The sequence below is a fragment of the Hydrogenophaga aquatica genome, assembly GCF_054780915.1.
This window is the reverse complement of the sequence record NZ_BAAGVK010000018.1, coordinates 100821-121132: the sequence shown is the minus strand read 5'-3', so window position 1 is coordinate 121132 and position 20312 is coordinate 100821. Positions and strand designations below refer to the sequence as shown.

Below are 20312 nucleotides of genomic sequence, written 5' to 3'. Positions count from 1 at the left end.
AGCAATGTCGTCATCTGAAAAATCAACCGACAACGGCCGCGTCAGCGGTGGTTGTGCAGACCTTCCCTAACTTCCCGGTGCCACATCACCTGCAGACGGCATGAACCAAGCGGGTTTGTCGCGGTGGCGCCCTGACATGACATGGACATCCCGTTGTGGACGTGATAATCATCACACCCCGCCGTGCTCACGGCCCGGCCCAACCACACACATGCCCTTGCAACGCTCTGCCCTCGCCGCCTTCCTGTCCACAGGACTGGCTGCGTCGTGCCCGGCGTACGCCGAGGTAGCCACCCACGCGGCCACGATGGCCAGCTGGTCATGGCTTGGTGGCGGCGCCATGCTGTTGACCGGAGCGGCCCTGGCGCTGCAGCGCTGGCGCCGCAAGGACCGTACCCCGGCTGCAGGGCCGCCCCCCGGCGAGCCGCACACGCCGGACGTGCTGCCCGACCTGCTGTTCGAGATGGACCTGGAGGGCCGCTACCTGGCCTGTCACCAGGGACTCCATCCGGAACTGCTGCTCACGTCACCAGAAAAGTTGATAGGGCAGACGGTACGCGATGTGATGCCCGCAGGCGCTGCGGACACCGTCCTTGAGGCCCTGCGCGAATCCCTTGAAAAGGGCTACTCGAATGGCAAACAGTACTGTCTGACGTTGCCGCAAGGAGAACGCTGGTTCGAGCTGTCGGTGGCGCGCAAGCCACAGCGCCCAGGTGTCGCGCCCCGCTTCACCGTGCTGTCGCGCGACATCACCTGCCGCAAGCTGGCCGAGACGGCGCTCGACAAGGAGCGCGCAACCTTGCGGGCTTTCGTGCACGCCTTGCCGCAACTGGCCTGGATGAAAGACCGGCAGGGCCGCTACCTGATGTGCAACCCGCTCTTCGAGCAATTCTTTGGTGCTGCCGAACCTGACATCGTCGGCAAGACCGACTTCGACTTCGTCGATGCCGAATTGGCGGCGTTCTTCCGCCAGAAGGACCAGGAGGCCATGGCCGCCGACGGCCCCTGCGTCAACGAAGAATGGATCACCTATGCGAACGACGGCCGCCAGGCCCTGCTGGAGACCACGAAGCTGGCCGTGCGCGACGCCGATGGCCGGGTGATTGGCGTCGTCGGCGTGGCTAACGAAATCACCGAGCGGCGGCGCATGGAGGATGCCCTGCGCGCCAGCGAAGCCAGGTACCGTTCGCTGATCGAAAAAATCCACGCTGCCGTGGTGGTGCACGACGCCGATCTGCGCGTCATCGTGGCCAACCCGGTGGCATGCCAGATACTGGGGCTGCCGGAAAGCGAGCTGCTGGGTGCGTCATCGGCCGACCCGCGCTGGAAGCTCTACCACGAGGACGGCAGCCGGCTGACGCCGCCAGAGTTTCCCGCCAACCGCGCGATGGCCACCGGCCAACCGGTACGCAACCTGGTGATCGGGTTGAGCCGGGGTGGCGGCGAGAAGGCCTGGGCACTGGTCAGCGCAGACCCCGTCCTTGGCGATGACGGCAAGGTCACCCAGGTCATCGTGACGTTCGTGGACATCACGCAGCGCAAGCTGGCCGAACGCGACCTGCACCTGCTGACCAAAGCCGTCAACGCTTCTTCGGATGCCGCGTACATCATCGGCACCGACGGCCGCTTCGCTTACGTGAGCGACGCGGCCTGTGTGTCGCTGCGCTACAGCCGGGAGGAGCTGCTTCAGATGGGGCCGGCCGACATAGACGCCGGCCTGCTGGCTGGGGCGGTCACCCGCATGATCGAGCAGATTTCGAGCAAGGAACCATCAAACGCCCGGCACTTTGAAACCAGCCACCGCCGCCGCAGCGGCCAGCTGTTCCCCGTGGAGATCAGCACCTCTGCCATTGAACACGATGGCGTGCGCTACGGCCTGGCGATGGCCCGCGACATCACCGAACGGCGGCGTCACGACGAGGTTCTGCGCAAACTGGCCCACCTGGCAGAACTGGCGCCCGGCTTCTTCTTCACCTACCTGCTGGAAGACCGCGCCACGGGCAGGGGTGTTTTCCACTACGCCAGTCCGGGCATCTGGGATCTGCTGGGCCTCACCCCGCAGCAGGTGCTGCACGACGCTTCGCTGATCTACCGCTGCATGCAGCCGGGGGAGGAGCGCCGCGTGCGCGCGGCGCTGGCCCGCGCGGCACAGACCATGCAGCCCTGCGTGATCGAGTACCGCACCAGACACGCCACGCTGGGTGAACGCTGGGTGGAGCTGCGCACCACCCCGGAACAGAACAACGACGGCAAACTGCTGTGGCACGGCTACCTGAACGACATCACCGAACGCAAGAAGGCCGAACGCGAGCTGAGCGAGTCGTACCGCATGCTGCAGGAACTCTCCACGCTGAGCGAGGCGACACGTGAAGAAGAGCGCAAGCGCATTGCCCGCGAGGTGCATGACGAACTGGGGCAGCGCCTGACAGCGCTGCGGCTGAGCCTAGCCATGCTGCGTCTGCAGCACGGCGAGTACCAGCCCGAGCTTTCCCAAGGCCTGCAGAACCTGGTCGACACCGTGGACTCCACCATCCAGGTGGCGCGGCAGGTGACGTCGGCACTGCGGCCGTCTGCCTTGAACATGGGCCTGCGCCCGGCGCTGGAATGGCTGGCCAGCGAGTTCAGCCAGTATTCCGACACGCCCTGCCTCACCGAACTGGCGCCCAGCATTGCCGAGTTGAGCGAGGCACAGGCCACTGCGGCCTTCCGGATCGCTCAGGAGTCGCTGACGAACATCGCTCGCCACGCGCAAGCGACCCAGGCGTCCATCCGTTTTCGGCGCACCGCCACGGACCATTGGCTGGAAATCAGCGACAACGGGCAGGGGTTCGACCCTCGCCTGCCGGGCGTGCGCTCACTGGGCCTGGCGGGCATGCGGGAGCGCGGGCTGATGCTGGGCGGCGAGCTGACCATCATCAGCGCCCCAGGAGAAGGCACCACGGTGCGCCTGCGCATTCCCGCGCAGGCCAGGGCCACAACGCCGTCAGACCAGCAGTGAGCGCATGCGCTCGATGGCTTCGCGCAGATCTTCCATGGCGCTGGCCGTGGAGAAGCGCACGTGGGTGCCGGTGTCGCGGTCGCTGAAGTCACGGCTGGGCGTGGCCACCACGTGGGCGCGGCGCATCAGCTCGGCCACGAAGGCTGCGCTGTCGTTCACACCCAGCTTGTGGAACAGCGGGCTGGCGTCGGCCCAGGCGTAGAAGGCGCCGTCGGGCATCACCGGCAGGCCGAAACCCAGCTCCCGCAAGGCAGGAATGAACGCGTCGCGGCGCGCCTTGAACTCGGCGCGGCGGCGTTCGTACTCGGCAATGCTGTCGGGCTCGAAACAGGCCAGCGCAGCGTGTTGTGCCACGGTGCTGGCACAGATGTAGAGGTTTTGCGACAGGCGCTCCACGGCGTCCACCAGCGTGTCGGGCACCACCAGCCAGCCCAGGCGCCAGCCGGTCATGTTGAAGTACTTGGAGAAGCTGTTGACGCTGACGATGTTGTCATCCATCGCCAGCGCCGTCTGCCCGTAGCGCTCGTCGTGGCTCAGGCCCAGATAGATCTCGTCGATGAGCGTGACGCCGCCGCGCGAGCGCACCACCTCGTGGATGCGGCGCAGCTCGTCCGGGTCGATGGACGTGCCAGTGGGGTTGGAGGGCGACGCCAGCAGTACGCCGCGCGTGCGCTCGCCCCAGGCATCGGCCACTTCCTTGGCATCCAGCTGGTAACGCTGTTCGGCGGTGGTGGGCAGCAATACCGCCCGCGCACCGATGGCCGAGAGGATATGCCGGTTGCACGGGTAGCTGGGGTCGGGCATCAGCACTTCGTCGCCCGGGTCGAAAAGCGCCAGGCAGGCCAGCTGCAGCGCGGCCGAGGCGCCTGCGGTGATGGCAATGCGCCGCGCGGGCACGTCCACACCGAAGCGTTGCGCGTACCACTGGCTGATGCGTTCGCGCAGCGGCAGCAGTCCCAGCGCGTTGGTGTACTGCGTCTGCCCTTGGTCGATGGCCCTGTCGGCAGCGGCCTGCACCAGCGGCGGCGCGGTGAAGTCGGGCTCGCCGATGTTCAAAAAGATCATGCGGGGCTCGCCGGGCCCCAGGCTGGCGGCCAGGGCTTGCGCCTCCTTGGCCACCTGCATCACGTAAAACGGGTCGATGCGCTGCGCGCGCTCGGAAATTCTCATCGGGTTCACATCATCAGGGCCTTGACCAGATCCAGCTGCCGGTCGGGCTTGTCGTGGTTCAGGTCCAGGCTGGATTCAAGCCGCCGCAGGTGGTCCAGCATGTTGGCCACTGCGGCGTCGGCGTCACCGGACTCGCACACGCGCAGGAACTGCTCGTGCTCGTCGGTGGAGCAGTGCGGATCGTTGCTGCTCTGGTAGAGCATGGCGATCAGCGAGCTGCGCGCCACGAGTTCGGTCAGGATCTCGGTGAGCACCTTGTGGCCTGTGGTCTCAGCCAGGGCCACGTGGAAGTCGCCCAGCAGGCGTTCGCGCACGGCGCCCGCCGAAGGCGTCTTCAGCGTGGACCGCTCGACGTGGATGTGCTGGCGCAGGCGGTCGTAGTCGGCCCGGGTGGCCTTGGCCACGAACAGGCGAACGATCTCGCTTTCCAGCAGGCGCCGCACCGAGAAGACCTCGCGCGCCTCCTCCACGCTGGGCTTGCTGACGAAAGTCCCCTTGTCGGGGATGGTTTCGACCAGCTTGTCCTTGGCCAGCATGAGCAAGGCCGCACGGACCTTGGTACGGCTGACGGAGTAGACCCGGCCCAGGGCTTCCTCGCGGAGCCAGGTGCCGGGCGGGATGCGTTTTTCCACGATGGCGGAGGCCACGTCCTGAGCGATGCTCTCGACCGTGGGCCCCCGCTCGGACGCGTCCAGGGAGCTGACGGCCGCGGCCGGAGCATCGTTCATGGGGTGTTTGGCTTTCCTGACCATCCGGGCATTTTAGGTTCTGGCTCCGGTGACACTGCGCACGGCCCCAGGCTGAACGCTCGGCACACCGTCAAGAAAGCGGCGGCAGGGGGCCCAGTGGTTCATCAGCAGGTAGTAGGTGATGCCGGCGGGCAACAGGCTGGCGTACCAGCTCACGGCCGGGAAACTCAGCGCCACCACGGCACCCGCGAGCGTGGCCAGGATGCCGGCCCAGTTCACACCACGGTATGGGCCGTTCGCGTCGTATAGCTTCTTCACGTCCAACTGGCGGCCGCGCAGGATGTAGTAGTCCACCACAAGCACCGCGAAGATGGGGCCCAGGAAGGCAGAGTACGTCTGCACGAAGATCTGCAGGCCACTGGCGGACTCGTCCTTCACCAGCACCCAGGGGAAGGTGCAGAACGCCAGCAGGCCCACCAGCACGGCCGACTTCTTGAACGACAGCTTGAACACGTCCATCAGCACATAGGCCGGGGGCACCACGTTGTTGAGCACGTTGGTGGTGACCTGCGCGAAGGCAATGAACAACAGCGTGATGACCAGCAGTGGCTTGTTGTCCACGGCGCTGGAGAACACGGCGATCGGGTCGGCGGTGCCGGTGGCGCCCGAGACCATCAAGCCGATCAGGCCCATGAACAGGGTAGCTGGCAGGATGGACATCGAATAGATGACCGTGAGCAGGCCGGGCTTGACGTCTTTGTGCAGTTCGCGTGCATAGTCGCCCACGTTGAGCATCATGGTGCTGTAGATGCCCAGGAACAGCATGGTGGCGCCCCAGAACGGCAGGCCCCAGGTGCCTTCGATGCTGGTGATCTTGGCGTCGATGGCGCCGCCGTACTTGGTGATGACGGCCCAGAACATGTAGACGAGAGACGCGATGATGAAGACGCTGCCCACGTTTTCCAGCCATTTGATGCCCTTGAAGCCATAGACCGAGAGGGCGATCTGCAGCAACTGGAACACGATGAACCAGACGACGAGGTTGTCGAAACCGAACATCGTGGCCGTCACGGCGTTGAGGGCGCCCGCGCCGATCCAGCTCTGGAAGCCGAACCACACCACGGCGGGGATGGCGCGCACGAAGCCAGGGAAGCGCGTGCCCGCGAAGCCGAAGGCCGTGCGCGCCTGCACCATGAAGGGTATGCCGTACTTGTGCCCCGCTGCCCCGTTGATGGCCAGCGCCACACCGATGACGAAACAACCGATCGCAATGGCCACCACCGCCTGCAGCATGTTGAGCTGGCCAACCAGGCTGGAGCCCATGGCAAAGGTGCCGATGGACACGCAACCGCCCAGCCATGCCAGCAGGTAGGACCAGCGGTCCATGATCCTGGTCTCCTGCGGCGCCAGCGATTCCTCGCCAGCAGCCTTGTCTTGGGTATCACTCATGGTTTGTCTCCTCTTTGGGTGAAGTGTGGCGCTTTCAGGCGCCAAAGTGCTCGAACTGCCCGGCAAAGGCTTTCGGGCGGGGGAAATCCAGGTCGCCGTGCTTGCTGGTCTGCAGCCCCAGGTGCACCAGGGACTCGGCCAGCTTGACGGCGGCGGTCACGCCCTCCACCACGGGCAGGCCCACAGCGCGGGAGATGGTCTCGGTGAGGTCGGCCATGCCGCCGCAGCCCAGAACGATGGCGCCGATGCCGTCCTCAGCCTTGGCGCGGTGGCATTCCTCGATGATCTTTTTCAGGGAACAGCCGGGGTCGTGTTCCAGGTCCAGCACGGGAATCTCGGCGGCGCGCACCTTGCGGCAGTGGTGCGCAAAGCCGTATTGCATGAGCAGGTGCTCGGCAATGATGCCGGTGCGCGCCAGCGTGGTGACGACCGAAAAGCGCGTGGAAATGAGCGTGGCCATGTGGAAGGCCGCCTCGGCAATGCCGATGACCGGCGCACGGGTGAGTTCGCGTGCCGACATCAGGCCCGGGTCGCCGAAGCAGGCGATCACGTAGGCGTCGGTGCCCAGCTTCTCGCCTTCCATGATCTGCTCGGCCACACCGACCGATGCGACCACCTCGTCGAAATGGCTTTCGATGGACACCGGGCCGCTGGCGGGTTGCACGGCGTCGATCAACGTACCCGGTGCGGCAACGCGGCGAGCCGCCTGGCCGATGGTGTCCGTCATGCCTTGGGTGGTGTTGGGGTTGATGACCCGGATGCGCATGTCAACTCCTTGTTTGCGATTATTGGATTCGTATTTTGTATACAAAGAACGGATACGACAATATGCAGCCCATCGGTGTTTACCCGCACGCCGGCCGCCGTTCGTCGGCGCGCACAAAAAAACAAAGGGCCCCGAAGGGCCCTTTGTGGAGAGGCAAGACGCTGATCAGCTGAGCAGGTCGAGCAGGGTGCGCGCGATCACCTTGGTGGCGCGCCGCAAGTCTTCCAGCACCACACGCTCGTCCGCACGTTTGGCGTGCGACTCCAGCACCGTGCGCGGACCCGCGCCGTAGATGACACCGGGAATGCCCCGCTCCACGTACAGGCGCACGTCGGTGTAGAGCGGCGTGCCCACGGCGGGAATGGCTTCGCCAAACAGCTGCTCACCGTGCTTCTGGATGGCATGGACCAGCGGCGCGTTGCCCGCCAGGGGCACCATGGCGTTGGCCAGCAGCATGCGGCGCACGTCCACCTTGAGCTGCTTGCCGCCACGCGGGGGGGCAAAGGAGGCCGCGGCCTCTTCGATGACACGGCGGATGCTCGCCTCCACCTCGGCCGGGTTCTCTTCCGGGATCATGCGGCGGTCGAGCTTGAACACCACCTTGCCCGGCAGCACGTTGGTGTTGGTGCCGCCGCTGATCTGGCCCACGTTCAGGTAGGGATGGGTGATGCCTTCCACCTTGGAGGTGGTTTTCTTGTACTCGGCGTTGAGCTGGTACAGCGCCTGCAGAATGTGCACGGCGCCTTGCAGGGCGTCGGTGCCGCTGTCGGGGATGGCGGCGTGGGCCATCTCGCCCTGCACGGTCACTTCCAGCTGCAGGCAGCCGTTGTGCGCGGTGACGACCTGGTAGCTGAAGCCCGCGGCGATCATCAGGTCGGGTTTGGTCAAGCCTTGCTGCAGCAGCCAGCCGGGGCCCATCTCGCCGCCAAACTCTTCGTCGTAGGTGAAGTGCAGCTCCACCCCGCCCTTGAGCGGCAGACCGAGCGATTCCAGCGCGCGCACCGCGAAGGTGAACGTGGAGAAGTCGCTCTTGCTCACTGCCGTGGCGCGGCCGAACATCTGGCCGTCCACCACTTCGCCGCCGTAGGGGTCATGCGTCCAGCCTTCGCCGGGCGGCACCACGTCGCCATGGGCGTTGAGCGCCACGGTGCGGCCATCGCCGTAGCGGCGGCGCACGATCAGGTTGGTGATGGACTCCAGGCCGTAGTCCTTGACGGCCTGGGTGGGCACGGCGTGTTTTTCAGCGTCGAAGCCGAAAGCCTGCAACAGTTCTGCAGTGCGCTCGGCGTGCGGCGCGTTGTTGCCCGGCGGGGTGTCGGTGGGCACGCGCACCAGTTCCTGCAGGAAGCGCACCTGTTCGTCGAAATGGGCGTCGATCCAGGCGTCGAGTGCCTGGTAGTTCTGGGGTGTGGTCATGATGCGTCCGAGGTGAGTTGGTCGAGCAGGTGCTGGAAGGCGCGCACGCAGAGTTCGGTGTCGTCGTTGGTGATGGATTCCAGCGGGTTGTGGCTGATGCCGGCGTTGAGCCCGCGCAGGAAGAGCATGGCCTGGGGCATGATTTCGTGCAGCTTCATGGCGTCGTGCCCGGCACCGCTGGGCATGCGCAACAGGGGCAGGCCCAGGGCCTGCACGGCGCGTTCCCAGCGCTGTTGCCACACCGGAGCAGAAGGCGCCGCAGCGGCGCGCATGATTTCCTCCACCGTGCAGTGCAGGCCGCGGCGCTGACAGATGCGCTCCAGTTCGGCCAGCACGTCAGCGGCGCAGGCGTCGCGCACTTCGTTGGTGGTGGCGCGGATGTCGAGGCTGAAGCGGCAGCGGCCCGGCACCACGTTGATGGAGCCGTTCGGCACTTCAAGCATGCCCACGGTGCCCACCAGGTCGGGCACCGAGGCGGCGCGCTTTTCCACATACAACGTGAGTTCGGCGGCGGCTGCAGCAGCGTCGCGGCGCATGCCCATGGGCGTGGTGCCCGCGTGGCTGGCCATACCCACAATTTCGCCCACGTAGCGCACGCTGCCGTTGATGGAGGTGACGATGCCCAGCGGGACGTCCTGCCCGTTGAGCACAGGCCCCTGTTCAATGTGCACTTCCACGAAGCCCAGGTAGCGTGCCGGGTCGCGCTGCAGCTTGGGGATGTCGTCTATGCACAGACCCGCGTGCTTCATCGCGTCGCGCATGGAAATGCCATCGGCGTCGAGCTGGTCGAGCCACGCTTCGTCGAAATGGCCGGTGAGCGCGCCCGAACCCAGGAAGGTCGCCTTGTAGCGCTGGCCCTCTTCCTCGGCGAAAGCCACCACCTCGATGCCGTAAGGCAGGCGCTTGCCCTGACGGGACAGTTCGCGCACGCAGGCCATGGGCACGAAGATGCCCAGCCGCCCGTCGTATTTGCCGCCGTTGCGCACGGTGTCGTAGTGGCTGCCGGTGAGCAGCCTGGATGCGCTGGCGTCGCTGCCGTGGTAGATGCCCACCACGTTGCCCACGGCGTCGATCTCCACGTCGTCAAAACCGCAGTCGGCCTTCATCCAGTGAGCAATGCGCTGGGCGCAGGCACGGTGCGCGTCGGTCAGGTAGGTCACGGTCAGCTCGCCGCGTTCTGCGTAACCGGGCTCGGAGTGCTCGGCCAGCTTCTCTGCCCAGTCCCACACCAAATTGCCCAGGGTGGGCTCCACACCGAACTTGTCGTTCAGGCGGATTTCGGCAATGCGATGGATGTTGCGCAGCGCCTCGGCACGCTCGAACTCGGGGTGGTTACCCAGGCGGCGCGCGAAGGTGGCAATGATCTCGGCCTTGTTCAGCCCCAGGCCGCGCGGGCCGCGCACGGCCAGAATGAAGGGGAAATCGAACTTGGCGTTGTAGTCGGCGTTGAGCTGCTGGATGCGCGAGAACTCCTCGGGCGTGCATTCGGTGAGCCCGGCCTTGCCCTGCTCGTTGGTGGACTCGGCCGTCAGGGTCTTGGACACCATGGCCTTGCCCGCCAGCTCCGGGTGGGCGCGGATCAGCCTGAGCTGCGCGTCCACACCCGCTTCGCGCACCACCTCGATCATGGCGCGCTTGAGGTGCGCCACGCTGGCGAAGGGCCGCGCTAAGGCGGCGCGCTCGGCAATCCAGGGCGAATGTTCGTAGGTGCCGTCCAGCAGTGCCGTGAATTCGGCGGCGCTGGCGGCGTTGAGCTGTTCTATCGTCAAGGGCATGGCGGTCACTCCCACACGAAGGCGGTGGCGGGGTTGAAGGGGTGCGTGGCCTTCCAGTGGCGCGCAATGTCGATGCGGCGTGTGACCCAAACACGGTCGTGTTTTTCGATGTGGTCCAGGAAGCGCTGCAGCGCGCGCATGCGGCCCGGGCGGCCCAGCAGGCGGCAGTGCATGCCGATGCTCATCATGCTCGGGCGCTCGTCGCCCTCGGCGTAGTGCACATCAAAGGCATCCTTCAGGTATTCAAAGAACTCGTCGCCGTGGCTGTAGCCCTGTGGCAGGGCAAAGCGCATGTCGTTACAGTCCAGCGTGTAGGGCACCACCAGGTGCGGGGCGAGCGAGCCGTCGGTCTTCTTCACCTGCAGCCAGAAGGGCAGATCGTCGCCGTAGTAGTCGCTGTCGTACTCGAAGCCGCCGAAGTCCGCCACCAGGCGGCGGGTGTTGGGGCTGTCACGGCCCGTGTACCAGCCCGCACCGTGCAGTTGCTGGCCATGGTCGCCGGTCAGCCGGGCGATGATTTCCATGCCTTTGTGCAGGTGCTCGCGCTCCAGTTCGGGCTCCATGTTCTGGTAGTGGATCCAGCGCCAGCCGTGGCAGGCGATTTCGTGGCCCAGGTCCAGAAAGGCCTGAGTCACTTCGGGGCAACGCTCCAGCGCCATGCTCACGCCGAACACGGTCAGCGGCAGGCCGCGTTTTTCGAACTCGCGCAGGATGCGCCACACGCCCACCCGGGAGCCGTATTCGTAGATGCCTTCCATGCTCAGGTGCCGGGCCGGGAAGGCGGCCGGGTTGAACATCTCGGACAGGAACTGCTCGCTGCCTGCGTCGCCGTGCAGCACGCTGTTTTCGCCACCTTCTTCATAGTTGAGCACGAACTGCACCGCCACACGGGCGCGGCCGGGCCATTGGGCGTGGGGCGGGTTGGGGCCGTGGCCGTAAAGGTCACGCGGGTAACGCTGTGGGCTGCTCATGGGTGTTGTCTCTTGCGGGTTGGGGGTTGAAGGTCATGGGCGCAGCGCGGCGCCCAGGTCTGAGGTGTGCGGGTTGAAGCGCAGGTTGCGCTCCACGTTGGTGATGTGGTGTTCCATCAGGCGCACGGCGGTGCGGGCATCGCGACGCTCCAGAGCGTCGACGATCTGCACGTGCTCCTGCTGGGAGTGTTCTGCCGAATGGGACGACTGGTACATCAGCGAAATGAGCGACGAGCGCCCGAGCAGGTCGCTGAGCAATTCGGCCAGCACGTCGTTGCCCAGCATGCGCGCCAGCACCACGTGGAAGTCGGCCAGCAGGCGCGTGCGTCCGGTCACGTCGGTGCGGGCCACGGCTTCGCGCTCCTCGCGCAGATGGGCGCGCAGGGCGGCAATCTGTTCGTCGGTAATGCTTGTGCAGAGCTGGCGCACCATGGCGCCTTCCAGCATGGAGCGCACCTCGAACACGTGGCGCGCCTCGTCCACACCGGGCGTGGAAACAAACGCGCCGCGCGCGGGCTCCAGCGTGACCAGGTGGTTGCGGCTCAACTGGTTGAGTGCCTGACGCACGATGGTGCGCGAAACCTTGAAGATGTCGGCGATCTTCTGCTCGGCCAGCTTGGTGCCGGGCATGAGGCGACGCTCGACGATGGCCAGGGTGATCGATTCGACGATGCGCTCGGTGGCGCCAGCGGGTTCGTCACCAGGCACGCTGCGGGCCGCACGGCTGGCCCGCTTGCGCGCGGGTGCAGGCTTGGCTTCCAGTTGCGGAGCAGGGGAAGGTTTGCGGGCCATGTCTCTCTTTGTTGTGTTCAAAGTGTGTGCTAAAGTGTATACAAAAATAAACGGCACTGCAAACACCATGCGCCTTTTTGCCTGCCGCCCCTTCCCACCCTATCTGGAGATCACACCATGGGCCACCTCAGCACCCACGTTCTGGACACCATGAATGGCTGCCCCGCCGCTGGCATGAAGGTGACGCTGCAACGCGTCACCAGCCAGGGCGTGGAAACGGTCAAGAGCATCACCCTCAACCACGACGGGCGCAACGACGGCGGGCCGCTGCTTGACGCCAGCAACATGGCCGCTGGCCGCTACCGCCTGACCTTCGAGGTGGCGGCGTATTTCCGCGCACGCGGCGTGGCACTGCCCGAACCCGCCTTCATCGACACCGTACCCATCGATTTCGGCATTGCCGATGCCGCAGGCCATTACCACGTGCCCCTGCTGGTCAGCCCCTGGGCCTACTCGACCTACCGCGGCTCGTGAAAACCGCCCTGACCGCGCAGGAAATCCGTTAAGCTCTAGGGAAATCCCTGATTTGGGTGTATGCGTAGTTGTATACACTTTATGCACGTCGCCGCGGAGCCCGGTCACCCGGGGCCCATGCATCGGCCCTACCGGTTGCGACGTTTCCTCCTCACAGAGCCCGCAGTGGTGAGGTGTTTGCACAGCCTCAGGCTGTGCTCACATCATTGGTGAGGATGCGATGGATGCATACCTTCTCGACTGGGCCAACCTGCTGCTGCGCTGGGCCCACGTCATCACGGCCGTCGCCTGGATCGGCGCGTCGTTCTACTTCGTCATGCTGGACAACAGCCTGTCCCCCCCCACCCATGGCGACCTGAAGGCCAAGGGCGTGGACGGCGAGATGTGGGCCGTGCACGGCGGCGGCTTCTACCACTCCAACAAGTACATGGTGGCACCCAAGTGGCTGCCACTGCCGCAGAACCTGCACTGGTCGTACTGGGAAAGCTACTCCACCTGGCTGACCGGATTCGGCCTGTTCACGGCGCTGTACCTTTTCAACGCGGGCACCTTCCTCATTGACAAGAGCGTATTCGACTGGACGCCAGCCGCCGCCATCGCCACATCGCTGGGCTTCCTGGTGGCGTTCTGGGTCATCTACGACGTGATCTGCCGCACGCTGGGCCAGCGCAAGAATGGCGACCTGGTGGTGGGCGTGCTGGTGTTCCTGTTCATCGTGTTCGCCTCCTGGCTGGCCTGCCAGCTGTTTGCGGGCCGCGCCGCCTTCCTGCTGGTGGGCGCCATGATCGCCACGGCCATGAGTGCCAACGTGTTCTTCTGGATCATTCCCGGCCAGCGCAAGGTGGTGGCATCGCTGCGTGCGGGTGAAACACCCGACGCCATCCACGGCAAGCGTGGCAAGCAGCGCAGCGTGCACAACACCTACTTCACGCTGCCGGTGCTGATCGCCATGCTGTCCAACCACTACGGCTGGCTGTACCAAGGCCCCAACAACTGGTTGGTGCTGGTGCTGCTGATGCTGGCGGGCGCCCTCATCCGCCACAGCTTCGTGGCACGCCACAAGGCCCACGTGCTGGGCCGGCGCACGCCGTGGGAACACGCCGTGGCAGGCACCGTGGTGCTGGTGGGCATGGCGGTGTGGCTGGCCCCCGCCGCTCCCAGCCCCGAAGCCAGGGCCGCTGCCAGCCAGCCCGTGGCCTTCGCACAGGTGCAGAGTGTCATCGAGCAGCGCTGCGCCATGTGCCACAACGAAGCACTGCCAAGCAAGGGCGTTGCCCTGCACACCCCTGAGCTGGTCAAGCAACATGCCCAGGCCATCTACCAGCAGGCATCGGTGCTCAAGCTGATGCCGCTGAACAACGCCACGCAGATCACCGAAGACGAGCGTGCCCTGATCAAACGCTGGTTCGATCAGGGAGCAACGGTCAACTGACCGCCCGGTTCCCCCCCTCCACCCAAGCGCAGCCCGCCCGAAAGAAATCAGGGCGAAGAGGCGAGCTGCGCCTGTGGTGGACCACTTCAACCACAAAAAACCCCTGGAGACAACCATGAGTGAGACCGCAGTCCACCCCGTGGATGAAAAACTGCCCACCGGCCGCCTGGCTGCGCTGGGCCTGCAACACGTGCTGGTGATGTACGCAGGCGCGGTGGCCGTGCCGCTCATCATCGGCCGCGCGCTGAAGCTGAGCCCCGAGCAGGTTGCACTGCTCATTTCCGCCGACCTGTTCTGCTGCGGACTGGTCACGCTGATCCAGAGCCTGGGTGTGACACGCTACTTCGGCATCAAGCTGCCGGTGATGATGGGCGTGACCTTCGCGGCCGTAGGACCGATGGTGGCCTTCGCCAACGCCACACCGGGCGTGGACGGGGCGCGCGCCATCTTCGGCGCGATCATCGGTGCAGGCATCATCTCGATGCTCATCGCCCCCATGGTGAGCAAGCTGCTTCGGTTCTTCCCGCCCGTGGTCACCGGCACCATCATCGCCATCATCGGCATCAGCCTGATGCGCGTGGGCGTGGGCTGGGCCCTGGGTGGCCCGCCCCCGATGGCCCAGAGCGTGGACGTGCCCAAGCTGGTGGCCATGGTGGACGGCGCCAAGGCCGCAGCAGCGCAGTCGGGCGCCGAGCTGACCAAGCTGCCCGGTCCCATTCCCATGGTGGACAACCCGGCCTACGGCGCGCTGGACAACCTGGCCATTGCGGCCGTGGTGCTGGTGTTCATTCTGCTGCTGGTGAAATACACGCGGGGCTTCGTGGCCAACATCTCGGTGCTGCTTGGCATTGTGGTGGGCTGCGTGATCGCAGTGGGCATGGGCAAGATGAATTTCGACAAGGTGGACAAGGCACACTGGTTCGACGTGGTCACGCCCTTCGCCTTCGGCACGCCCACTTTCGACATCGTGATGATCCTGACCATGACGCTGGTGATGATCGTGGTGATGATCGAATCGACCGGCATGTTCCTGGCGCTGAGCGACATCACGCAAAAGCGCATCACCCAGCCGGAGCTGGCCGCAGGCCTGCGCACCGACGGCCTGGGCACGCTCATCGGCGGCATCTTCAACACCTTCCCGTACACCAGCTTTTCGCAGAACGTGGGGCTGGTGGGCGTGACGGGCGTGCGCAGCCGCTGGGTGTGCGTGGCGGGCGGCGTCATCATGATCGTGCTGGGCATGCTGCCCAAGATGGCGGCCTTCGTGGAATCCATCCCCACCTTCGTGCTGGGCGGCGCCGGGCTGGTGATGTTCGGCATGGTGGCGGCCACGGGCATCCGCATCCTGGCCAACGTGGACTACCGGGGCAACCGCAACAACCTGTACATCGTGGCGCTGTCCATCGGTTTCGGCCTGATCCCGCTGGTGGCGCCGCGCTGGACGCAGCAGATGGCCCACGGCCTGCACCCGCTGCTGGAAAGCGGCATTCTGCTGACGGCAGTGTCAGCGGTGGTGCTGAACCTGTTCTTCAACGGCGCCCGCGAGGACACCGAAGGCGCCATTGAAGCGGCCAAGACCGCCGAGGCACACTGACCGGCAGGCCATGCGCCCTCCACGCACCGAAGGCGAGGTCCGCAAGGACCTCGCCGCCGCTTTCCGGCTTGCCGCGCTGGCGGGCTGGGACGACACGATCTACACCCACCTCTCGGCAGCCGTGCCCGGTGAGCCGGGGGTGTACCTCATCAACGAATTCGGCCTGGGGTTTGACGAGGTGACAGCATCCAGCCTGGTGAAGGTGGACCTGCAAGGCCGGGCCGTGGACGGCAGCGGCCGACCGGTGAACCCGACGGGCTTCACCATCCACGGCGCCGTGCACGCAGCACGCCCCGAGGTGGAATGCGTGATTCACCTGCACAGCCCCTGGGGCGTGGCACTGTCCATGCGGCCAGAAGGCTTGCTGCCCTGTTCCCAGTGGGCCATGCGCCTGCACGGCCGCCTGGGCCGCCACCCCTACGAAGGCCTGGCTCTGGGCGCAGACGAGCAACGCAGGCTGGTGACCAACCTGGGGGCGCTGGACGGCCTCATCCTGGACAACCATGGCGTGCTCACCGTGGGCCGCACCGTGGCCGAGGCGTTCATGTTGATGCACATTCTGGAGCGGGCCGCGCAGGCCCAACTGCGCGCCATGGCCGCTGGAGCACCCGTATTGGTTGCCACACCGGAACTGGCCGAACGCACGTTGCGGCAATGGCTGGGCGACGGCAGCGAACGCGATGGCGACCTGGAATGGCCCGCCCTGCTGCGCCGCGCCCACCGCCTTTCGCCGGGCTTTGACCTTTGACAACCTTTGTTTCTACTGGAGTACCTGCCATGCCCGCCCTTCGCGTGGAATTGTTCAAAGGCCGCACGCCGGAGCAAAAGGCCGAACTGGCCAAAGCATTGACCGACGCCTGCGTGCGCGTGCTCGGCGGTTCGCCCGACGGGGTGGACATCCTCTTCTTCGACATTGAGCGGCACGACTGGTCCACTGGCGGCCAGCTCTGGAGCGACAAGGCGCCTGCGCCGCCTGCGAATTGAGTCGCCACGCTGTCGCTGCTGTTCTCTTTCACCTGCCTGTGGGTGGCCTGGACGGCCATCCCGCAAGGTGTGTTCACTGGCTACCCGGCTACTGGCTGTTGACGCAGCCAGCAGCCTGAGTCACACCGTGGCAATGCGCATCAGGTTGGTGGTGCCGCTCTCGCCAAAGGGCATGCCTGCGATCATCACGATGGTTTCCCCCGGCTGGGCAAAGCCGGTTTCACGGGCCACGCTGCAGGCCTGCGTGGTCATCTCGCGGCCGTCCTGAGCCCCCTGGACGTGCACGGAATGCACGCCCCAGGCCAGCGCCAGGCGGCGCGCAGCGGCACGGCTGGGCGTCAGGCTCAGCACGGGGGCGTCGGGCCGTTCGCGCGCGGCGCGCAGGCTGGTCTGGCCAGAACTGGTGTGGCACACAATGGCCGACGCCCGCAGCAAGGCAGACGCACGGCGCATGGCGCAGCACACGGCGTCGGCCACACCCGCTTCGCCCGGCACGGGCGACGAGTGCGAAGCCTCGATCAACTGGCGGTACAAAGGGTCGGACTCGGTGCCTTCGATGATGCGGTTCATCATGGCCGCAGCCGCCACCGGGTGCTTGCCCGCCGCGGACTCGGCAGACAGCATCACTGCATCGGCACCGTCGTAGATGGCGGTGGCCACGTCAGACGCCTCGGCGCGCGTGGGCACCGGGCTTTCGATCATGGATTCCAGCATCTGCGTGGCCACGATCACCGGCTTGCCCACCTTGCGGCAGGCGCGCACGATGCGCTTCTGAATGGCAGGCACACGCTCGGCGGGCAGTTCCACCCCCAGGTCACCACGCGCCACCATCACGGCGTCGGCCTCGGCTACCACCTCGTCCAGCCGGTCGATGGCTGAAGGCTTTTCCAGCTTGGCCACAATGCCTGCACGTGCACCGATGAGGGCGCGGGCCTCGGCCACGTCCTCGGGCCGCTGCACGAAGGACAAGGCGATCCAGTCGGCGCCCAGTTCGAGCGCGGCATCCAGGTCGCGGCGGTCTTTGGGTGTGAGCGCCGAGATCGGCAGCACCACACCGGGCACGTTCACGCCCTTGCGTTCCGACAGGCGCCCGCCCACGGCCACGAGGGTGTCGGCGCTGCTCGCATCGCAGCGCTGCACCACCAGGCGCAGCTTGCCGTCGTCCAGCAGCAGTTCGGCGCCCGGCACCAGCGCGGCAAAAATCTCGGGGTGGGGCAGGTTCACCCGCTGCGCGTTGCCGGGCACGGGGTCCAGGTCGAGCCGGAAGGGCTCGCCTGGCACCAGTTGCACCGGGCCGTCGGTAAAGGTGCCCACGCGCAGCTTGGGCCCCTGCAGGTCGGCCAGAATGCCGATGGGGCGGCCAGTCTCGGCCTCCAGCTCGCGCAGGATGGCAAAGCGCGCGGCATGATCGGCATGGCTGCCGTGGCTGAAGTTCAGCCGGAACACGTCCACGCCCGCCAAGAAGAGTTCACGGATGGTCTCGCGGTCGGCGCTGGCCGGCCCCAGGGTGGCGACGATCTTGGCTCGCCGCGTTCGACGCAGGGTCATGTGCTTCCTTGGTCCGGCGCCTCGATGACGATGGCCCGGAAATCGTTGACATTGGTGAGCGTGGGGCCAGTCACCACGGAGGCCCCCACCGCTTCGAAGAATCCATGGCCGTCGTTGTTGGCGAGGCTGTCCAGCGGGCGCAAGCCTTGCGCCCAGGCACGCGCCAGCGTGTCGGGGCCCACCAACGCGCCAGCAATCTCCTCCAGCCCGTCCACGCCGTCGGTGTCACCCATCAGCGCGTGAATGCGCGGGTGCCCACCCACCGTGATGGCCATTGAAAGCAGGCACTCCACGTTGCGCCCGCCCCGGCCCTGCCCGCGCACAGTCACGGTGGTTTCACCGCCCGACAGCAACACGCAGGGCGCGGCAAAAGGCTGGTTGCGCCCGGCCACCTGCAAGGCCATGCCGCCCAGCACCTTGCCCACGTCACGGGCCTCGCCTTCCAGCGCATCGCCCAGAATGTGCGCGGGGTATCCCGCCTCACGGGCCACGGCTGCAGCAGCTTCCAGCGCCATCTGCGGCGTGGCCACCATGCGCGTTTCGGCCCGGGCCAGGCGCGGGTCGCCAGGCTTCACAGACTCGCCACGGCCGCTCTCCAACACCTCGCGCACTGGCGCGGGCAGGTCGATGCCGTAACGGCGCACGATGGCAAGCGCGTCTTCGCAGGTGGTGGGGTCGGCCACGGTGGGGCCGGAAGCGATGTCGATGGGGTTGTCGCCCGGCACGTCGGACAGCAGCAATGTGACCACACGTGCCGGGTGGCACGCCGCCGCCAACCACCCGCCCTTGATGGCCGACAGGTGGCGACGCACGCAGTTCATCTCGCTGATGGTGGCGCCGCTGGCCAACAGCGCGCGGTTGACGGCCTGCTTGTGCTCCAGCGTCAACCCATCGATAGGCAGAGGCAGCAGGGCCGAGCCGCCACCCGAGATCAGGCACAGCACGATGTCGTCTTCGCGCAGGCCCTGCACCACCTGCAGCAGGCGCTGCGCGGCTTGCAGGCCTGCGGCGTCAGGCACGGGGTGCGCGGCCTCCACAATTTCAATGCGTTCGCACGGCACGGCGTAGCCGTAACGCGTCACCACCAGGCCGCTCAGCGGGCCGTCCCAGTGCTGCTCCACCGCCTGCGCCATGGCGGCAGACGCCTTGCCCGCGCCAATCACCACTAGCCGCCCAGCGCCCAGTTCGGCACGGGTGGGCAGGTGGGGCGGCACGCACAGGGCAGGCTGTGCAGATGCCACCGCCGCATCGAACATGCGGCGCAGCAGTTGGGCGGGCGTGGCGGTGGTCTGGGTCATCGTCGGGCTCTAGGTGGTGAACGGGTTGCGTCAGCCAGCGCTCTGGCCGATCTCGAAGTTGTTGAGTTTCTCCAACGCACGCACGATACCCGAATGGTCCCAGGCCGAGCCGCCGTGCGACACACAGGCACTGAAGAGCTGCTGGGCATTCGACGTGGCGGGCAGCGCCAGCCCGAGCGACTTGGCCGCGCTGAGCGCCAGGTTCAGGTCCTTCTGGTGCAACGCAATGCGGAAGCCCGGGTCGAAGGTGCGCTTGATCATGCGTTCGCCATGCACCTCCAGAATGCGCGATGTGGCCAGCCCGCCCATCAGCGCCTGGCGCACCTTAGCGGCGTCGGCCCCGGCACGCGCTGCAAACAGCAGGCCTTCGGCCACGGCGTTGATGGTCAGCGCCACCACGATCTGGTTGGCCACCTTGCAGGTCTGGCCGTCACCGTTGCCACCCACCAGGGTGATGTTCTTGCCCATCACCTCGAACACCGGCTTCACGCGCTCAAACACCTCCGGCTTGCCGCCGACCATGATGGACAGCGTGGCGTTGCGCGCGCCCACGTCACCACCGGAAACCGGCGCGTCCAGGTAGTCACAGCCCAGGGCCTCGATCTTCTGCGCGAACACCTTGGTCTCCACCGGCGAGATGGAGGACATGTCCACCACCGTCTTGCCCGGGGTCAGCCCCTTGGCCACGCCTTCTTCACCAAAGAGTGCCTCTGCCACATCGGGCGTGTCGGGCACCATGGTGATGATGATGTCGGCTCGCTCGGCCACGCCACGCGCGTTCAGGCATTGGGTTGCAGAACTTTCGGCGATCTCTGCAGGCACCTTGCCGTGGGTATAGACGAAAAGCTGGTGCCCCGCCTTCATGAGGTGGCCCGCCATGGGCGTGCCCATGATGCCGAGGCCGATGAAACCGATCTTCAGGGGTTGCGTTGTCATGTGTTTCTCCTTGTTGTGGA

General features: G+C 66.3%; 17 protein-coding genes. 6 read left to right on the top strand and 11 right to left on the bottom strand.

All coding sequences use genetic code 11. From position 1 onward, the window contains the following. Nucleotides 1-217: 217 nt before the first annotated feature. A complete protein-coding gene (locus tag ACYVHH_RS14500) occupies nt 218-2998 on the top strand; it encodes a PAS domain S-box protein (RefSeq protein WP_460565904.1) in 2781 nt (926 codons plus the stop codon). Here ACYVHH_RS14500 and ACYVHH_RS14495 read toward each other — a convergent pair. The 8 genes from ACYVHH_RS14495 to ACYVHH_RS14460 form a co-directional block, all read right to left on the bottom strand. Then, nucleotides 2984-4168 (bottom strand): pyridoxal phosphate-dependent aminotransferase, encoded by a 1185-nt coding sequence (locus tag ACYVHH_RS14495; protein ID WP_460565903.1) that lies wholly within the window; start codon nt 4166-4168, stop codon nt 2984-2986. The genes ACYVHH_RS14500 and ACYVHH_RS14495 overlap by 15 nt on opposite strands. A 5-nt stretch (nt 4169-4173) precedes the next feature. Continuing rightward, the gene (locus ACYVHH_RS14490) at nt 4174-4896 is read right to left on the bottom strand and encodes a GntR family transcriptional regulator (protein ID WP_460565902.1); all 723 of its coding nucleotides are present in this window, start codon (nt 4894-4896) and stop codon (nt 4174-4176) included. A gap of 33 nt (nt 4897-4929) precedes the next feature. Then, nucleotides 4930-6306 (bottom strand): NCS1 family transporter, encoded by a 1377-nt coding sequence (locus ACYVHH_RS14485; RefSeq protein ID WP_460565901.1) that lies wholly within the window; start codon nt 6304-6306, stop codon nt 4930-4932. Between the two features lie 34 nt (nt 6307-6340). Further along, the gene (locus tag ACYVHH_RS14480; protein ID WP_460565899.1) at nt 6341-7072 is read right to left on the bottom strand and encodes an aspartate/glutamate racemase family protein; all 732 of its coding nucleotides are present in this window, start codon (nt 7070-7072) and stop codon (nt 6341-6343) included. 165 nt (nt 7073-7237) lie between these two features. Further along, nucleotides 7238-8488 (bottom strand): M20 family metallopeptidase, encoded by a 1251-nt coding sequence (locus ACYVHH_RS14475; RefSeq protein WP_460565898.1) that lies wholly within the window; start codon nt 8486-8488, stop codon nt 7238-7240. Continuing rightward, nucleotides 8485-10263: a 2-oxo-4-hydroxy-4-carboxy-5-ureidoimidazoline decarboxylase gene (gene uraD, locus ACYVHH_RS14470; RefSeq protein WP_460565897.1), complete on the bottom strand. Its 1779-nt coding sequence runs from the start codon at nt 10261-10263 to the stop codon at nt 8485-8487. The genes ACYVHH_RS14475 and uraD overlap by 4 nt, the downstream gene beginning before the upstream one ends. A gap of 5 nt (nt 10264-10268) precedes the next feature. Next, nucleotides 10269-11234 carry an allantoinase PuuE gene (puuE, locus tag ACYVHH_RS14465; RefSeq protein WP_460565896.1) on the bottom strand — a complete coding sequence of 322 codons (966 nt, stop codon included), beginning with the start codon at nt 11232-11234 and terminating at the stop codon, nt 10269-10271. A 33-nt stretch (nt 11235-11267) separates the two neighbouring features. Continuing rightward, nucleotides 11268-12026: a GntR family transcriptional regulator gene (locus ACYVHH_RS14460; protein WP_460565895.1), complete on the bottom strand. Its 759-nt coding sequence runs from the start codon at nt 12024-12026 to the stop codon at nt 11268-11270. A 117-nt stretch (nt 12027-12143) separates the two neighbouring features. Between ACYVHH_RS14460 and uraH the strand changes: the two genes are divergently transcribed. From uraH to ACYVHH_RS14435, 5 genes are all read left to right on the top strand, one after another. Next, nucleotides 12144-12500: a hydroxyisourate hydrolase gene (gene uraH, locus ACYVHH_RS14455; RefSeq protein ID WP_460565894.1), complete on the top strand. Its 357-nt coding sequence runs from the start codon at nt 12144-12146 to the stop codon at nt 12498-12500. A gap of 220 nt (nt 12501-12720) precedes the next feature. Further along, nucleotides 12721-13932 carry a urate hydroxylase PuuD gene (locus ACYVHH_RS14450; RefSeq protein ID WP_460565893.1) on the top strand — a complete coding sequence of 404 codons (1212 nt, stop codon included), beginning with the start codon at nt 12721-12723 and terminating at the stop codon, nt 13930-13932. A gap of 115 nt (nt 13933-14047) precedes the next feature. Then, a complete protein-coding gene (locus ACYVHH_RS14445) occupies nt 14048-15526 on the top strand; it encodes a nucleobase:cation symporter-2 family protein (protein ID WP_460565892.1) in 1479 nt (492 codons plus the stop codon). Between the two features lie 10 nt (nt 15527-15536). Continuing rightward, nucleotides 15537-16274 carry a class II aldolase/adducin family protein gene (locus ACYVHH_RS14440; protein WP_460565891.1) on the top strand — a complete coding sequence of 246 codons (738 nt, stop codon included), beginning with the start codon at nt 15537-15539 and terminating at the stop codon, nt 16272-16274. A 29-nt stretch (nt 16275-16303) separates the two neighbouring features. Next, nucleotides 16304-16510 carry a 4-oxalocrotonate tautomerase gene (locus ACYVHH_RS14435; RefSeq protein WP_460565890.1) on the top strand — a complete coding sequence of 69 codons (207 nt, stop codon included), beginning with the start codon at nt 16304-16306 and terminating at the stop codon, nt 16508-16510. 120 nt (nt 16511-16630) lie between these two features. Here ACYVHH_RS14435 and pyk read toward each other — a convergent pair whose 3' ends face one another. Genes pyk through glxR form a run of 3 tightly spaced genes read right to left on the bottom strand, consistent with a single transcriptional unit; the run spans nt 16631 to nt 20292 of the window. After that, nucleotides 16631-18052, bottom strand: a complete 1422-nt coding sequence (gene pyk, locus ACYVHH_RS14430; protein WP_460565905.1) for a pyruvate kinase — start codon at nt 18050-18052, stop codon at nt 16631-16633. A gap of 2 nt (nt 18053-18054) precedes the next feature. Further along, nucleotides 18055-19356: a glycerate kinase type-2 family protein gene (locus ACYVHH_RS14425; protein ID WP_460565889.1), complete on the bottom strand. Its 1302-nt coding sequence runs from the start codon at nt 19354-19356 to the stop codon at nt 18055-18057. 30 nt (nt 19357-19386) lie between these two features. Further along, nucleotides 19387-20292, bottom strand: coding sequence for a 2-hydroxy-3-oxopropionate reductase (gene glxR / locus ACYVHH_RS14420; protein ID WP_460565888.1), 906 nt, complete (start codon nt 20290-20292; stop codon nt 19387-19389). Between the last annotated feature and the right edge of the window lie 20 nt (nt 20293-20312).

What these genes read in the sequence shown, in the direction of transcription:
- ACYVHH_RS14495 (WP_460565903.1), bottom strand. Translation starts at nt 4,168, where the DNA reads ATGAGAATTTCCGAGCGCGCGCAGCGCATCGACCCGTTTTACGTGATG.
- ACYVHH_RS14490 (WP_460565902.1), bottom strand. Translation starts at nt 4,896, where the DNA reads ATGAACGATGCTCCGGCCGCGGCCGTCAGCTCCCTGGACGCGTCCGAG.
- ACYVHH_RS14485 (WP_460565901.1), bottom strand. Translation starts at nt 6,306, where the DNA reads ATGAGTGATACCCAAGACAAGGCTGCTGGCGAGGAATCGCTGGCGCCG.
- ACYVHH_RS14480 (WP_460565899.1), bottom strand. Translation starts at nt 7,072, where the DNA reads ATGCGCATCCGGGTCATCAACCCCAACACCACCCAAGGCATGACGGAC.
- ACYVHH_RS14475 (WP_460565898.1), bottom strand. Translation starts at nt 8,488, where the DNA reads ATGACCACACCCCAGAACTACCAGGCACTCGACGCCTGGATCGACGCC.
- uraD (WP_460565897.1), bottom strand. Translation starts at nt 10,263, where the DNA reads ATGCCCTTGACGATAGAACAGCTCAACGCCGCCAGCGCCGCCGAATTC.
- puuE (WP_460565896.1), bottom strand. Translation starts at nt 11,234, where the DNA reads ATGAGCAGCCCACAGCGTTACCCGCGTGACCTTTACGGCCACGGCCCC.
- ACYVHH_RS14460 (WP_460565895.1), bottom strand. Translation starts at nt 12,026, where the DNA reads ATGGCCCGCAAACCTTCCCCTGCTCCGCAACTGGAAGCCAAGCCTGCA.
- uraH (WP_460565894.1), top strand. Translation starts at nt 12,144, where the DNA reads ATGGGCCACCTCAGCACCCACGTTCTGGACACCATGAATGGCTGCCCC.
- ACYVHH_RS14450 (WP_460565893.1), top strand. Translation starts at nt 12,721, where the DNA reads ATGGATGCATACCTTCTCGACTGGGCCAACCTGCTGCTGCGCTGGGCC.
- ACYVHH_RS14445 (WP_460565892.1), top strand. Translation starts at nt 14,048, where the DNA reads ATGAGTGAGACCGCAGTCCACCCCGTGGATGAAAAACTGCCCACCGGC.
- ACYVHH_RS14440 (WP_460565891.1), top strand. Translation starts at nt 15,537, where the DNA reads ATGCGCCCTCCACGCACCGAAGGCGAGGTCCGCAAGGACCTCGCCGCC.
- ACYVHH_RS14435 (WP_460565890.1), top strand. Translation starts at nt 16,304, where the DNA reads ATGCCCGCCCTTCGCGTGGAATTGTTCAAAGGCCGCACGCCGGAGCAA.
- ACYVHH_RS14425 (WP_460565889.1), bottom strand. Translation starts at nt 19,356, where the DNA reads ATGACCCAGACCACCGCCACGCCCGCCCAACTGCTGCGCCGCATGTTC.
- glxR (WP_460565888.1), bottom strand. Translation starts at nt 20,292, where the DNA reads ATGACAACGCAACCCCTGAAGATCGGTTTCATCGGCCTCGGCATCATG.